Annotated in this window: 12 protein-coding genes and 1 pseudogene; 3 read left to right on the top strand and 10 right to left on the bottom strand. The window is 67.6% G+C overall.

Features of this window, described 5'->3' with window-relative positions; translation table 11 throughout:
- Positions 1-318 precede the first annotated feature (318 nt).
- The 8 genes and pseudogenes from OHA05_RS00060 to OHA05_RS00030 all read right to left on the bottom strand — a co-directional run bounded on the left by OHA05_RS00060 (position 319) and on the right by OHA05_RS00030 (position 7,924).
- Positions 319-858 (bottom strand): GNAT family N-acetyltransferase, encoded by a 540-nt coding sequence (locus tag OHA05_RS00060; protein ID WP_328859337.1) that lies wholly within the window; start codon positions 856-858, stop codon positions 319-321.
- Between the two features lie 435 nt (positions 859-1,293).
- The gene (locus OHA05_RS00055) at positions 1,294-2,214 is read right to left on the bottom strand and encodes a hypothetical protein (protein WP_328859336.1); all 921 of its coding nucleotides are present in this window, start codon (positions 2,212-2,214) and stop codon (positions 1,294-1,296) included.
- Positions 2,215-2,820: 606 nt separating this feature from the next.
- On the bottom strand, positions 2,821-3,189 hold the full coding sequence (locus OHA05_RS00050; protein ID WP_328859335.1) for a hypothetical protein: 369 nt from the start codon (positions 3,187-3,189) through the stop codon (positions 2,821-2,823).
- Between the two features lie 2,414 nt (positions 3,190-5,603).
- A pseudogene (locus tag OHA05_RS38180) lies at positions 5,604-5,714 on the bottom strand (IS5/IS1182 family transposase); the annotation flags it as partial.
- A 205-nt stretch (positions 5,715-5,919) separates the two neighbouring features.
- On the bottom strand, positions 5,920-6,573 hold the full coding sequence (locus OHA05_RS00045) for a class I SAM-dependent methyltransferase (RefSeq protein ID WP_328859334.1): 654 nt from the start codon (positions 6,571-6,573) through the stop codon (positions 5,920-5,922).
- A gap of 78 nt (positions 6,574-6,651) precedes the next feature.
- Positions 6,652-7,152 carry a hypothetical protein gene (locus OHA05_RS00040; RefSeq protein ID WP_328859333.1) on the bottom strand — a complete coding sequence of 167 codons (501 nt, stop codon included), beginning with the start codon at positions 7,150-7,152 and terminating at the stop codon, positions 6,652-6,654.
- A gap of 79 nt (positions 7,153-7,231) precedes the next feature.
- On the bottom strand, positions 7,232-7,435 hold the full coding sequence (locus tag OHA05_RS00035; RefSeq protein ID WP_328859332.1) for a hypothetical protein: 204 nt from the start codon (positions 7,433-7,435) through the stop codon (positions 7,232-7,234).
- An 81-nt stretch (positions 7,436-7,516) separates the two neighbouring features.
- Positions 7,517-7,924 carry a recombinase family protein gene (locus OHA05_RS00030; protein WP_328859331.1) on the bottom strand — a complete coding sequence of 136 codons (408 nt, stop codon included), beginning with the start codon at positions 7,922-7,924 and terminating at the stop codon, positions 7,517-7,519.
- 132 nt (positions 7,925-8,056) lie between these two features.
- On the opposite strand from OHA05_RS00030, the gene OHA05_RS00025 reads away from it, so the two are divergent.
- Entirely contained in the window at positions 8,057-9,172 is a 1,116-nt protein-coding gene (locus OHA05_RS00025) for a helix-turn-helix transcriptional regulator (RefSeq protein WP_328859330.1), read from the top strand.
- 12 nt (positions 9,173-9,184) lie between these two features.
- The gene (locus OHA05_RS00020) at positions 9,185-9,766 is read left to right on the top strand and encodes an HD domain-containing protein (protein ID WP_328859329.1); all 582 of its coding nucleotides are present in this window, start codon (positions 9,185-9,187) and stop codon (positions 9,764-9,766) included.
- Positions 9,767-11,006: 1,240 nt separating this feature from the next.
- On the opposite strand, the gene OHA05_RS00015 is transcribed toward OHA05_RS00020, so the two are convergent.
- Both OHA05_RS00015 and OHA05_RS00010 read right to left on the bottom strand, forming a co-directional pair.
- Positions 11,007-11,462: an SDR family NAD(P)-dependent oxidoreductase gene (locus tag OHA05_RS00015; RefSeq protein ID WP_328859328.1), complete on the bottom strand. Its 456-nt coding sequence runs from the start codon at positions 11,460-11,462 to the stop codon at positions 11,007-11,009.
- A 157-nt stretch (positions 11,463-11,619) separates the two neighbouring features.
- The gene (locus OHA05_RS00010) at positions 11,620-12,186 is read right to left on the bottom strand and encodes a MarR family winged helix-turn-helix transcriptional regulator (RefSeq protein WP_328859327.1); all 567 of its coding nucleotides are present in this window, start codon (positions 12,184-12,186) and stop codon (positions 11,620-11,622) included.
- Here OHA05_RS00010 and OHA05_RS00005 point away from each other — a divergent pair.
- Entirely contained in the window at positions 12,185-12,598 is a 414-nt protein-coding gene (locus OHA05_RS00005) for a DUF1398 family protein (RefSeq protein ID WP_328859326.1), read from the top strand. The genes OHA05_RS00010 and OHA05_RS00005 overlap by 2 nt on opposite strands.
- Positions 12,599-13,239: the final 641 nt, after the last annotated feature.

The following is a 13,239-nucleotide window of genomic DNA, read 5'->3' as shown; positions in this document are numbered from 1 at the left end:
ATGGAGTGGTGCTCACACGCAGCCGTCCGATCAGGAGGTCCAGGGTCGACACATCATGTCTTCCCCGGAAGGTGATCGTCAGCACCTGGCCGGGTGGATGACCCTCGATCGGGCCCCGTGGCGCACCGCCCCAGGCTGCTGTCCACCCGTACAGCCGACGGGCAGCCCGCTCGGTCCGGGAGACGTTCCCAGTACGGATATGTCTCCTTGCAGTCGATCACCACCGCCAGCGTGAGGCCCGGCCGGCCATGGCGAGCAAGTGGCTCGGCTCGGAAAGTTGAACGGCCTTCAGAGAAGGTCCACATGCTCGGAGTGTGCTCAGTTCGGCAGCTTCGCTGCGTAGATCCAATCGAAGCCGTCGTATCCGGTGCCGTCGAGGTGTTCTGCCCGGGTCAGGCCAGCACGTACCGCCACGCGCTGGGAGGCAGCGTTGGCCGGCCGGACTCGAGCGATCAGCGGGAGGTCGGGAACGTGCCGGGATGCCCAGCTGGTGACTGCGATCGCGGCCTCGCTGGCGAAGCCCTGGCCCCATGCTGAGGTGGCGAAACGGTAGAAGAGGTTGAGAACCTTCATGCCATTCAGTTCCATGGGCTTGACCCCGCAGAACCCCAGTTGCAGGGCAGAGTCGTGGCGTCGGACAACCCAGTACCCGTATCCGCAGCTCTGCCATTGGTCGTTCCAGCGCCGAAAGAGCTCCCCGGCCTCTTCGGGCCGGGCGAGGGCGTCGGAAGAGTTGTGCAGGCAGGTTGCGGGGTCACTGTGGATCGCGAAGATCGCATCGATGTCGGCTTCGGTCGGACGCCGCAGTGACAGTCGGGTGGTCAGCAGCTCTCCGCCTGCCAGGTTCCGGTCGGTCATATGGAGATCGTAGAGCTGTATCAGGCGGCCCTGGTGGGGTATTCGGTCCACTGACGGACGGGTGAGTCGGGCGAAGTTGGGTAGCGGTTCGGCACGGGCGTTGCGCCAGCGTATGTAGGCGCCGACGGCGGTGTTCTGCTCGCCGTGGCTGCGGTGGTCGGTGCCGTTGAGGGCGAGGTAGGGCAGGGCTGCGAACTCTGCTTCGATCTAGCGGCCCGAACTCGTCGACGCACACTACCCGGCCGTCCGTCGGCGGGGTGTCGTACAGCGCCAGGACCTGGTGCATCTTGGCGATGAAGCCCGGGTCGGTGGACGCCTTCCAGGTCGTGGTGGCCTGCCAGGAGACGGCCCTCGCGCAGAATGCGCCGCAGGGTCTCCCGGCTGATCGCCGGCACCACCTGCCGTTCGACCAGCTACCGGAACGAAACGTCCCAGCTAGGTCAAGGGCTCGGCCGTGATGTCGGCGAGAACCCTGCGGTATTCCGCCGGGCGGGAGTCGAAGTCGGCGCGGGTGGCGAGGCCGGCGGGATCGCTGTCCGGTCCCCGCAGGAGATCAACTGACGTCTGGGCGAACTGCTCTGCGACGCTGCGGGTTGCCGGCTCGCTGAGCGTCAGGCGCAGCTCGCCGATGGCGATTTCAGCCCGTCGGCGCTCTTCGCGGCTTGCAGCGAGCATCTGCATACGGCCGGCGGCAGGGGCAGCGTCGGCCAGCAGCGGGTCCAGACGGGCGGTCAGCGCGCGAGCTGTGGCGACCACCTTGCGTCCCTGTGGTCCGGTCTCCACCAGCACCCGCAGAGCGGAGAGGACTTCGGGGGCCTCCGGAGACCGGGTCTGTGTCCACGCCTCCCTTACGGTCTCCACGGCCGAGTGGTGGTCGAAGGTCACCAGCACCGCGGCGTCCCGCAGTCGCCGTGCCCGGCGGACGATCTCGGGGTTCACACCGGTCATCCGGAACAGGGTGCGGATGTTGCCGCCGACGACGCCGATGATGGTCAGGAACACTCCGGCCACCAGCAGGCCGGCGGACGCCTCGAGTTGCTCGTCGACGTCATCATCCTGACCGAGTGAATAGAGGTCGCCCTTGTTGGAGCCCTCAGCGACGATAAAGCCGGTGTCCCAGGCGAAGCCGGTGACCGGGTCGGGTGCTTTCAGAATCGGGTCCCGGTCAGCAGTGCACCGATATGGGCCCTCGCGCTCAGCATCTCGGAAGGGATCGGTCCACCGAACCGTGCACGTCCCATCAGGCTGCTCGCGGACAACCGTCAGGTCGACTTGCTTTACGTCGGGCGATCCGGCGCCTTCCAATACAGCCACACCGAGCAGCCGATGAGTATCAGGCCGAGGCTTGCCACCCACCGAAAAACAGGAATGTTCTTCACCCGGGCCCCCACCCTTGACCACCCACCTGGCCCACCATGCCCAGCTTCACCAAACGCTATCAAGGTGCAAGTACCAGGGGATACACCGTGGCAAGGCCTATGCGGAAGGAACGGCTACGGCTTCGGCGTCACCATGCGACCTCGCCTCGCGCGGTAGGTTCGGGCGCCATGACATGCAGGAGCAGGAGGTCCACTTCGCGGCCGCCTGGGGTGTGGCGGTAAGGGCCGGCCCGCAGCTGGTTGCGCCGCTGTCTGTTCGTCGTCGCCATCGATCCCACGGAACCCGCAGACGTCACGGCGGGGCTGACTAGCTGCACGCTTCAAGCAGGTCGTGGGCGCCTTCGACCTCACCCCCCTTGCTGAAGAGGAATCGCAATGGAGTCTGTCGCTGGAGGAACTCGAACACGGGATGTGGTGAGATCCGTCTGACGGCTTTTCGTTGCTGGCTGCCACCTCGAATTCCCGGCGACGCGGCGGCCGGCCACCCGCTGCGAAGCGATCTGGAGGGGCACTCGGAAGCCGGCCCGAATCAGTAGCTGGGGCGGGCCGGTCCGGGGAAGCGCCTGGCCGCCCGCTTCTGCCGTCAGTTCCGCTGCCCAGCCCCGATGACTTCTAGTCCCACTTGCGCGGCGAGCCAGTGCGCGTACGGCTCTCGCATCTGGCGGCGGTCGACGCTGGCGCTGCGGACATGGACGAGGACGGTGTGGTCATCGACGCACTCGTCGAGCTCGCGGGTGCGGGAGTTGAAGAGGAGCGTCACCTCCGCGTGCTTTGACTCGCCGCGAAATCCCACCTCGGGCGCGTCCGGCCAGCACAGAGACTCCCAGTTGATCCAGCCCATGTTCGCGCCGACGGCCGCCGTGAAGGCGTCCTCGATGCTGCCGACCGGCAGGTCGTACAGCTCGCACTCCATCGGCAGCCGCCCTTCGTACGCGGCCGGGTCGGCCGGCAAACCCGGCCCTGCACGCCGACTATCAGACCGGGCTGCTCCTCCAACGGCACCCCGTTGAACTCCAGGTACTCCTCCTGTCCCCGGAACCACCTCTCGGGCAGTTCCTTCGCCACACGCCGCACCTCGGCGACGGAATGGAACTCTGCGAACACGGAGACCTTTGAGTGCTCGCAGCGACCGAACTCCATGAGACGCCGCGCAGTGCTGAGGGCGAGTGCGAAGTCGGGGGTACGGAGGACCGGATAGGCGACGTCGTTGGACATGCGGGTGACTGTGCCACGGCCAGGTATCACAGCTCATCGCATTTTCGGACGCTCGTGCGCGCGTCCGCCGATGGCCCGGCTGTATGAGCGATCGACCACGCCAACGCAGACGCTCAACCGCCAACTCTTCGGCGGAAGCGGGCTGAGGGCTTTCGGGCCTGCTGGTGCTGGGGTGGGTTGTGCCGGGGTGTATATCGACCGGACGCGAGGTGTGCAGCTGTGACATGGCGCTGGGTGGTCTGGTGGGTCATAGTCCCGCGGACGGAGTGCAGTTCACGATGGATGTTCTCGAGTCCGTTACTGGTGTGCCCTCTTGGCGGCTGTCATGGGATGCGCGGGTTGGGCTGGGGGATGGGTTTGGGAGGTTTTGTGTTGTGTGTTTGGGGTGTGGTGTGGTGAGTTCTGGTGTGGGGGTGCGGCGTGGTTTGGTGGGGGCGGTTCCGTTTACGCGGGTGTCGAATGCGTTGTTCCGGGATGGGCGGATCAGTTTCAAGGCGAAGGGCTTGTTCGGGTTGATTGCGTCGCACAGGTCGGGGTGGCGGGTTTCGGTTGCTGCGTTGGCTGGTTGTGGGCGTGAGGGCCGGGACGCTGTGCGGGCGGGCTTGGGGGAGTTGGAGTTCTTCGGGTATCTGCGTCGTGAGCGGGTCCGGCAGGCGGACGGCACGCTGGGGCCGGTGGTCTATGTGATTACGGACCAGCCCGCCGGTGACGGGGGAGGATCTCGTGGGGGAGTCGGGCGTGCAACGTCACCCTCGCCATCGTCGTCTGCCCTGCCGCGGGCGCGGTCCGCCACCCTGCCCGCCGGTCACCTACCCCACCACGCGCCCCCGGTCGCGATGCAGGCTGAATCTGCGGGCTCGCTCGACTCGTCGGCCATGTCGACGTCGTCAGTGGTTTCACGTCCTGTGACGCTGTCACCCTCCTCCGGGTCGGCCACGCCGACGCGGCTGCTCGTGCCACCTGGGGGCTGGGGGGCGTTGGCGGATCGGCCGGTGCTGGATGCTCCTGTGCCGGGTTTACCTGCGTCGGGTTTACCTGTGTCGGGTTTTCCGACGTTGGCCGATCCAACGTTGGACGACGTGGGGGGTAAGAACATCAGTAACCAGAAGACGAAAACAGGGAAGAGAAGAAGGACCCCCCTTCCCCCCGACCGCGCCCGTCCAGAAGAGAGCCCCGCTCCCGGCCAGCCCGCGCCGGCAGCCGACCCAGACGGCACCGCACCCTCACCGTCGCCCGCCGCGCCGTCGCCCGGGATGCAGCTGCTGGAGCAAATCGGTGCCACCAACCCACCCCTGTGCCTGACCGGGACGGATCTTCATGCCCTGGCGCCGGCGGTGGAACGTCTGCTGCAGCAGGGCTGCAGCCTGCAACGGGTGGAACATGCCATCACCGACCGGCCGTTACCCCGAACCGTGCGCACCAGCGTGGCGGCCGTCATCGGCGCACGCCTCCGAGCCCTGAGCGCACCACCCGGCGCCACCACTGCCCACCCGGGCGCCGCCTCCCTCCCCGGCGCGTGGCGCCCTGACGCGACCCGCGACACCTCGCGTGAACCGTCCGCCCCCCAGCAGCCCCTCCACCGTTCCGCACCGCCGCCCGCCGACAACACGCTGTCTGCGCCGGTGTCTCATGTGTGGGTGGAGTGCGGTGGATGTGGCCGTCCGGGCACGGTGACCGGCACCGGCCTGTGCCCGGTATGCCTCGACTGGCCGGCCTGCCGCTCGTGTACCGGACCAACGCCACGACGAGCCGACCCAAGCGGCAACGGCCGCTACACCACCTGCACCCAGCACACCCCCCACCACACCCCCGAACCAGGCTTCGGTCCATGACCGGCACAGCGCCGTAGGGCTGCTGCTATCTCAGCGCCCCTATCGCGTGCTTCTCCAGGTTGCGGTGCAGGGCTGCGCTGTAGCCCGGCCCAACGCCGAGAAGAACGCCCCTGCTGCCGGAGGCTGGAGGGTCCTGGTGGATTCGGGCGAGGACGGGCAGCACAGGCAGGCGGGGTGTCGGGGAACGGACCGGCCTGCGGCGCCAGGGGCCGGCGCGTCGGCGGGGCCTCGGCGCGCTGGGGGATGGGATGGCTGAACGTGGGCCGTCTGTACCGGGCCGGTAGGCGGCGCCGAGGTCGGCCGCCAGGCGCCGCCATCACGTCATGCCCGAACCGAAGCCGAACTCCTGTGGCAGATGCGCCCAGGCGATCCCGGTGTGCAGCACGAACACAATGCCAAGAAACAGACGCCGTCGAGGCACGCGACCAATTGGTTCGAGTTGGTGGTGGTGCGCACCCCCAGCGAGTTGAAGACCGCGTCGTTCTTCAGCGGGCCCATCGGGGCCCCGGTGGTCCACCAGGCGCCACGCCTGGGCGGTCTGCGCGAACAAGTCCAGGCTCCGCACGGCTGGACCTTTGATGGGGCGTTGGCCTGCTGTGCTTGAGGGCGCAGGTTGACCGAGGCGAATTACGTCGTCAGGCACGCGCCCGGGCGACGAGGGTGCCGATGTGCCCGGGGTGGGGGGCGTCTACGATCTGGGCCTCTGCCGTGGTGAACCCGGCTCGGAGTAGGTGCCGTTCCCACACTGCCGGCTTGTAGCTGTATCGGTAGGTGAACATGGCTTTCCCGGCGAAGCCGCCCTTGTACATGCCCTGCGGTCCGTAGGCGCCCGGGATCGCGGGCGGTTGGGAGAACACGAATGCGCCGCCCGGCGCGAGACGTTCATGCACCAGTGGGAAGAGTCGGGAGGGGTCGGTGAACCAGGCCGCGCCGAAGATGGAGTACACGGCGTCGTACCGGGCCTGGTCGGTGGCGAGCCAGTCGAGGACCTCAGCGTGCTCGATCCGCACGCCGAGCGGCGCCCAGCGTTCACCTGCCAGCTCCGCCATTCGCGGCGACAGATCCACCCCCGTGGCCTTCACCCCCTGCTGGGCGAGGTGGGCCAGTGCGCGGCCGGTGCCGCAGCCGATCTCCAGCACGGACTCGGGCGAGCCCAAGAGTTCCGGTCCCGGGCCGTGGTCGGCGTACTGGGTCCAGCAGAATGAGGGCTCTGCCTCGGTGTCGAAGGCGCTCTTGGCGTAGGCGTCCCAGAGCTCGGTCTCGGCGGGGATGTCGTGGGGTACGGGCACTGCTGTTCCTCCGGTCGTCGGTATGAGGGAGCCCCCGCCCTCGGGGGAGCCGTGAGGGCAGGGGCGACTGTAGTGGGCTCAGTGGCTGTCGGGGACCTTGTCGTCACACGGCGAGCAGCTCGCTCCGTCGATGGCCCACAGCTCCCCGTCGATCGCCCAGCCCTGGGACTTGAGGAAGTCGCCGGTCCGCAGGCACAGGCCGTCGCTGCGGCGCTCGATGAACGGGGCGTGGTGCTTGAACCGGCCGCCGTTGTACAGGCGGCAGATGCCCCACCAGACGGGCGTGTCGAGGATGAGTTGATGGACGCCGATGTCGACGAGCTTGCCGACGCCGAGGTGCACGTCCGGGTTCTCGATGGAGCCCATGACGTACATGACGCCGTTGCCGAGGATGCGCTCCGCCATGTCGCGGACCATGGTGTGGTCGCGCAGCAGCAGGGCGATCTCGCGCTCCCACAGGCTCATGCCGGAGTCGAAGATGTTGGCGGTGAGTTCAGTGATGTGGGGGGCGACCGCGTTGAGCAGTTCCTGCGGGTCGCGGGTGCGGGTTGAGGCAGGGCGTTCTAACGCAACGGACATCTCTTCCTCCTGGATGTCGATGCCTCCGGTTGGAGGCGTCCACTCACTCCTGGCGCAAGGCACGCCGGGTTGAGAGGGGTCAGTGGACGGCCGTGGCCGCGTAGTCGAATCGCGGGAAGCCGTAGCTGCCGGCGGGGTGCTGATCGAGGGGTAAAAGTTGCTTCACCTGGCGACACGGCTGGCAGGCGTGCACGGTGCGGCCGGGGCCGGAGTTCGCGTGGGCGATTCCGATGGCGATCGGTTCGTCGGTCTCGTTGCCGCACAGGTAGCAGGTCTCTGTCACGTCGTCACCTCGGTAGGAGCTGCACCCATAAGCCGTGGCCGTCGGTGGTGACCCCGGATGAGTGCGACAGCTGGTTGATGATCAGAGCGCCGGGTTCAAGGATCCGAAGGACGAGGCCCGCTCCTTGGAACGGTTCGTCTCGCCTTCCGCTGTCTCACAGTGGCCGCCGGCGAGCCGCACTTTGTCGCGCATCTCGGCGCCGTGTGCTCGGTCGCGCGTGAGGCGGTCCCAGTCGCCGATCAGGCAGATCGCGGGGCCGTGCGTCTCCTGCATGGCCATGCACAGAGCGTGGAACTGCGGCCGGTGGTGGCCGAGTGCGTGATCACCGAGATCCAGCCACACTCCGGCGATGTCCCACCCTTGCGATAAGGCGTAGGCGCGGCAGCGGTCGAGACGGATGTCGAGGATTGCGGTCGTGGCCGTCGCGTGTCGGTCGTAAATGAACGCGCGAGGCGCGTCCCCTGACGGGGTGAGCTCTTCGGTCTTCACGACGACGGCCTTCCTACTACGCTGTGTTGCTCGGTCATCACTATGGCCTCGACCATAAGGAGCAATGGTCGCTGGCTGCAGTGACCGGCAGTACGGGTAATCGGCGTCAAATCCGCTGGCAAGGGGGCAGCCATGACCAGCACCTCGCATTCCGCCCTGACCGGTGGTAGGGGCAACACGTCCCGGCCGCGCAGTGGCGTCATCTCGCGGTACGTTTTCCGGCTTATCCGCGAGCAGCTCGGCCACACCCAGGACGCCCTGGCCGAGGCCTTCAACATCTCGCCCGACACCGTTGCAGGGTGGGAGTCCGGCCGTCGGCCGCTGACCGCCGTGCCCGTCGGGCAGATGCTCGTCCACCGTCACCGACTCATGCAGCTCGGAACCGGCCCCGCCCTCCTTTTGGCCTTGGAGCGGGCGATGGAGGCGGACGTGCTGCTCGCCACCGCTCTCGACGATGACATCTCGTTGTTCGACAGCCCCCTCGGCGTCTGGGTGATGCAGCGCGAGCTGGTCGAGGTCCTCGCATGGCCACTCAGCGGGACGGCGCCCACCCCGCTGCGGAATCTGCCCACGGCGCCGCGGCGGCGGCGAGGCCCTGTCCCCGACCAGCCCGAACTGCAGGCCGAGGAACGCCGCCGCTTTTTCTCCCGCATGCGCCGCACTGCCGAGCAGGCCCGCGAAGGCACCCAGTTTCTCCTGCGCCGCCAGGCCCTCTACATGGCCGGCTACGACGACGCCTCGGACACAACGCAGTGGCTGGTCCACCAGCAGCGCACCGAGCGGCCCGATGACTGGCTAACCCGCTGGCTCAACTCCCGTTCGGCCGCCGCCGTCGCTGCCCGTCAGGGTGACCGCGACCGCATCAGCCACTTCATCGCCAGCACACTCGACGATGACGAGGCCGGCGAAGCCGCGAATTTGAACTACTGGGCGTACTGGATTGGCGAAGCCCCGCATGTCCAGCTCGACGACAGCTTCATCGCCACCAACGTCGGCCCCTGGCAGGGCGACAGGCTCCTCCAGCACCTCGTAGGCGGCCTCACCCCCGCCCACGGCTTCTTCGACCTCAACGTCCACACACTGTGGTCGCTGCTCACCGTCCGGCCGAACCTCCTGCGCAGCGGACCTCGCTTCTCTTGTGCACTGCGCGACCGTCTTCCCGTGATGTTGGATAGCCCAGAGATCTCGAGGCGGGCGCGCCGCGAGCTCGAGGGCATTCGATACGCCATTCGCCTCGCGGAGGCGTGAGAGGAGACGACGGTGGCTGACGACCTGTCCGCGGTCGCACACTTCCTGTACGAGGCAGGGACGTTGAAGGCAACGAAGCGCACCGGTTGGTGGATGGCTGGGGTACGGGACCCCGAGAGTGTCGCAGAGCACTCCTGGCGCACGTCCCTGATCGCCTCGATCATCGCCAAGCTCGAAGGAGCCGACCCGGCCCGCGCAGCATTCTTGGCGGTCTGGCACGACTCCCAGGAGACACGCACCGGCGACGTCAACTACTTGGGAAAGAAGTACGGCACGGCGGCCGACCCCCAGGCTGTCACAGCCGATCAGACCGCCGGCATGCCCGAGGTACTGGCAGAGACCGTGCGGGACCTCGTCGCCGAGTATGAGGAAAACGAAAGCGCCGAAGCAGTCTGCGCCCGCGACGCCGACAAACTGGAATGCATGCTCCAAGGCATCGAGTACCTGTCACAGGGCTATGAAAGCGCGCAGCGTTGGATCGACAACAGCCGCGCCCGCATCGTCACAGAGACCGGACAACGCCTCGCCGACGAACTCCTGAAACAGGGCCCGCTCGACTGGCTGCGCACCGCTCTCGGAGAAACAAAGCCGTGACGGGAGACTGCCCCAAGATGAAGCCAAGAAGGACACTTGAAGGGCTTGCGGGCAAGAGCTGTGCTCTCCGCAAGCGCGGGGGTGGTCCCGGCTTCGTCGGCCGAGTGGCCGGGTTCGACATCTGCTCCCCGCCCCACGGTGCAGAGGTAGTTCACCGCCCTTGTACCGCTGCCCCGCGCACGCGTGGGGATGGTCCCGTCATCGCCAAGCTCCCTTCGTAGCGCCTCGGGCGCGCGTGGTCTGTTGGTAACCGGTGGAGTCGACGCAGTATCTGGCGCGGTGGCCGGTGCGTTGAGCTGGGTCCCCGCGAAGTGGGCGGGAGCCCCGGATCCCTGCTTGTGGTTCAGGGCTTCTGTAGGTGGGGCTGGGGCGGGGATGTTCTCGGCGGGGCGAAGCCCTGAATGGGAGGTCAACTGTTCGGGGCTTGGCCCGCCCGTTTCCGTGGGGGAGTGCTGTGAGGCGCAACACCGGTTCCGGTGTGCGCTCCGCCGGCTGCTGTGCCGTTGATCTACGGGGCCGTGAGTCGCCGGTGCACAAGTACTGGCACGAGTGGGGGTGCAAGTAGGCGCATGGGTACCTGCACAAGTAGGCGGACACCGGGCTTTGGTGAGTGCGGTATGCGGTTGCGCTTGGGGTTGCGCATGCAGTTGCTCTTGGGGTTGCGGTTGGGGTTGCGCTGACCTGCGGTGATGCAGGCGTTGTGCAGGTGCGTTGTGCGAGGTCACCGGGCCCTCACCGGCATGGTCGGGGACCTTCCTGGGCGCTGACTTCCCCTCTACAGCCCTTTTCCGACAATCATGGTGGGGTGGGCGGAGGGTGTGCGGTGTCGGGGGACGGGGCGGGCCTGCGGCGCCGGGGTGGGGCGCGTCGGCGGGCCTCCGCGCGCCAGGGGCCGGGCGGAGCCGGTCCGGGCGATGCGTCCCGGCCGGGTGTTTTTGAGCTCGGCTCTCGGCCTGGCCGGGACGGCAACGGTCACACCATCGGTCATAGCGGCCGGCGGGGACGATTGGATGCGTGGCTGCATGGTGCGAGGTCAGCGGGCGGTCACCGATGGTCCGGTGACCTCGGACAGTGCTGACTTCCCCTCTGCAGCCCTTCTCCGACACGAAAAGAACGGGAGGGCGGAGGGCGTGCGGTGCCGGGGAGCGGGACCCGCCTGCGGCGCGCCAGGGGCGGGCCCGTCGGCGAGGCCTCCGCGCAGCAGCGCAGCAGGGCGGGATTGTCGAGCAGTTGGCCGCGGTCACGGGCCGGGCTCGGCATGGTCCTGGTGGTGCTTGCTGCGTGAAAAGGGCCGTGGAGGACCATCTGCGCACCAGCACGGCGGTGATGGCCCGGACGTGGAAGGCCGGGACCTGGCTCGGCAGCGGTCTGCTGCGCCGCCTGGCCCTCCTTCACGTGCGCGCTTCTCGTCGAGGTACTCGAACGGGGCCGAGTAGGTGATGCCGGCGTTGTTGAGCACGGCGTAGAGCCCGTCTCCTCCCACCGCCTCCGCAACGGTCGCGTACGCCCGCTCAAGATCGGCAGCATCGGTCACGTCCATTCGGATGGGGTGGACGTTGTCGATGGCCGCGAGCTCGCCTCGGTGGTCGTCAGCTCGATAGGTGGCGAATACTTGGTAGCCCTGCGAGGCGAACTCGATTGTGGCTGCGCGCCCGATGCCGGATGTGGCGCCCGTGATCAGGATTGACTTCTTCATGCTCCACCTGCCTCTTGATGTCGGGGATGGCAGACGCCGGGAGATCTGCCGCCTTTTGCCGAGGTAGTCGGGCAGTGACGCGGCGATGGGATGAACTCCGGCCGGCCGGCAAACGCGGCCGGTCCTTCTCGTCGGCGACGGAGCCGGCCGCGAGGGATCAGTCGGTCTGACGAGAGTCGCTTCCGTCTTCGTGCTGCCGCATCTGATCCATGAGGCGGCGCAGGAGTGCGCGAGCAGCGATGATGTCGTTCGGCGGGATGCCTGCTGTGAGCATCTCGTGGAACTGAGCAGCTCGGGTCGTGATCCTCCGCAGGGTTTCCTGTCCGGCAGGGGTGAGCGAGAGGAGCGGAGAGCTTCGGTGATCCGGGTTGAACCGGAATTCCGCCAGGTCTTCGCGCACCAGGTCGTTGGCGACACGTTGTACCCCTTGGCGGGTGATGCCGAGTCGTCGGGCCGCCTGCGCCACGCTCCGCGGGCTGTCGGAGACGACACTCAGCAGCTGCCACCGAGCCTGCGTCTGCCCTTCCGCCCCAGCGATGGCCTCCCCTGACCGGCGCAGCAGACCTGCCGCCTCGTAGATGTCAGCCACCAGCAGGGCCATCTCATCAGCCATGCACGCTCCCTCGTGATTCAAACTTGCCAACATGTTGTCACTCTGTATATCTATTGTCAATGAGGTCGGGCGAACCGCGCCCGGCGCCCACGCCGTACTGGAGATGTCCATGAATCACGCGATCAAGAACCTGGAGGCCGCCATGGAGCGTGCAGCTGCTGTACGACCCAAGGTCGCCGGCTTCCCGTACCTGGCCGAGACACTCCGGCAGTACGGGGTCACCCGTTGCCGGATGGCTGTCCCGTCGAATGCGATGCTCTACCTCACCGGAGCCGGTCCGGTCACCATCCAGGGCGAGCCTCTGGTCACGGGCATGGTCAACGTCTCAAGGTTCGACCGCCGAGCGCTCCTTGCAGCGCTGCGCGCGGACCAGGCGGGCGAGACCACCTTCCCCGAGTTCGTCCAGGGCTGCTGGGAGGCCGGCGTGGTCTGGTACGACGTTGACCTGGACACGCGGACCTGCACCTACTACGGGGCCGATGGGGACAGCTACACCGAGACGTACGCCGCAGTCGAAGTCTGACGGCCGCTCCCTGGGCTTCCTCCGCCCCTCAGAGGTCCGCGACCTTCCGCTGGTCCGACGGGGCGTTGAGGTCCTCGCGGTGCACCGGCAAGGCATAGGTGGCGCCGACGCCAGCAACCAGGCAGCCATCTGGAAGGGCGCCACCGTGGCAGCCTCCGCCTGCGGCCTCGGGCAGGTGTTCCTCGCGCTGTACGGTGAACTCACCAGGACAAGACCCCGAAAGCGGGCCTGAGGACGTGTCAGTCCGCAGGCCCGCTTCCCGCTCCCAGAGGACATCGAACATTTTCCCCAACACTACATGTGCATCAATTCGATGCACTCCCACCCCGAAGACAAGCAGCCACCCCTCCCCACCTAGCCAGCCGGCCCGCGTCAGCGGGCTTCAAGGTCCTGGAGGCGGAGCCGAAGGACCGAAGGCGGGGGAGCGGAGCGGACCCGTCCGGGGTCTGGAGCGAAGCGGAAAACCCCATGTGGTGGCGTAGCCACCACGGCTCCGGGAGCGCAGCGGACGGAGCATCACCCTCCTTGCGAAGCAAGGAGGGTGAGCGGGACGCGCAGCGTCCCGCCAGCGCTCCCGCGGAGCGGAGCGCAACGACCGTGCGAAGCACGGTCGTTCGCTTGCACATCGCGCAGCGATGTGG

The sequence above is a fragment of the Streptomyces sp. NBC_00306 genome (assembly GCF_036169555.1).
Lineage (GTDB): Bacteria > Actinomycetota > Actinomycetes > Streptomycetales > Streptomycetaceae > Streptomyces > Streptomyces achmelvichensis.
This window is presented reverse-complemented; position numbering and strand designations above follow the sequence as displayed.

Bases quoted from the DNA above. Each gene is read 5' to 3' on its own strand.
- OHA05_RS00010 (WP_328859327.1), bottom strand. From the start codon at position 12,186: ATGGACATCTCCAGTACGGCGTGGGCGCCGGGCGCGGTTCGCCCGACC.
- OHA05_RS00040 (WP_328859333.1), bottom strand. From the start codon at position 7,152: ATGTCCGTTGCGTTAGAACGCCCTGCCTCAACCCGCACCCGCGACCCG.
- OHA05_RS00025 (WP_328859330.1), top strand. From the start codon at position 8,057: ATGACCAGCACCTCGCATTCCGCCCTGACCGGTGGTAGGGGCAACACG.
- OHA05_RS00005 (WP_328859326.1), top strand. From the start codon at position 12,185: ATGAATCACGCGATCAAGAACCTGGAGGCCGCCATGGAGCGTGCAGCT.
- OHA05_RS00060 (WP_328859337.1), bottom strand. From the start codon at position 858: ATGACCGACCGGAACCTGGCAGGCGGAGAGCTGCTGACCACCCGACTG.
- OHA05_RS00015 (WP_328859328.1), bottom strand. From the start codon at position 11,462: ATGAAGAAGTCAATCCTGATCACGGGCGCCACATCCGGCATCGGGCGC.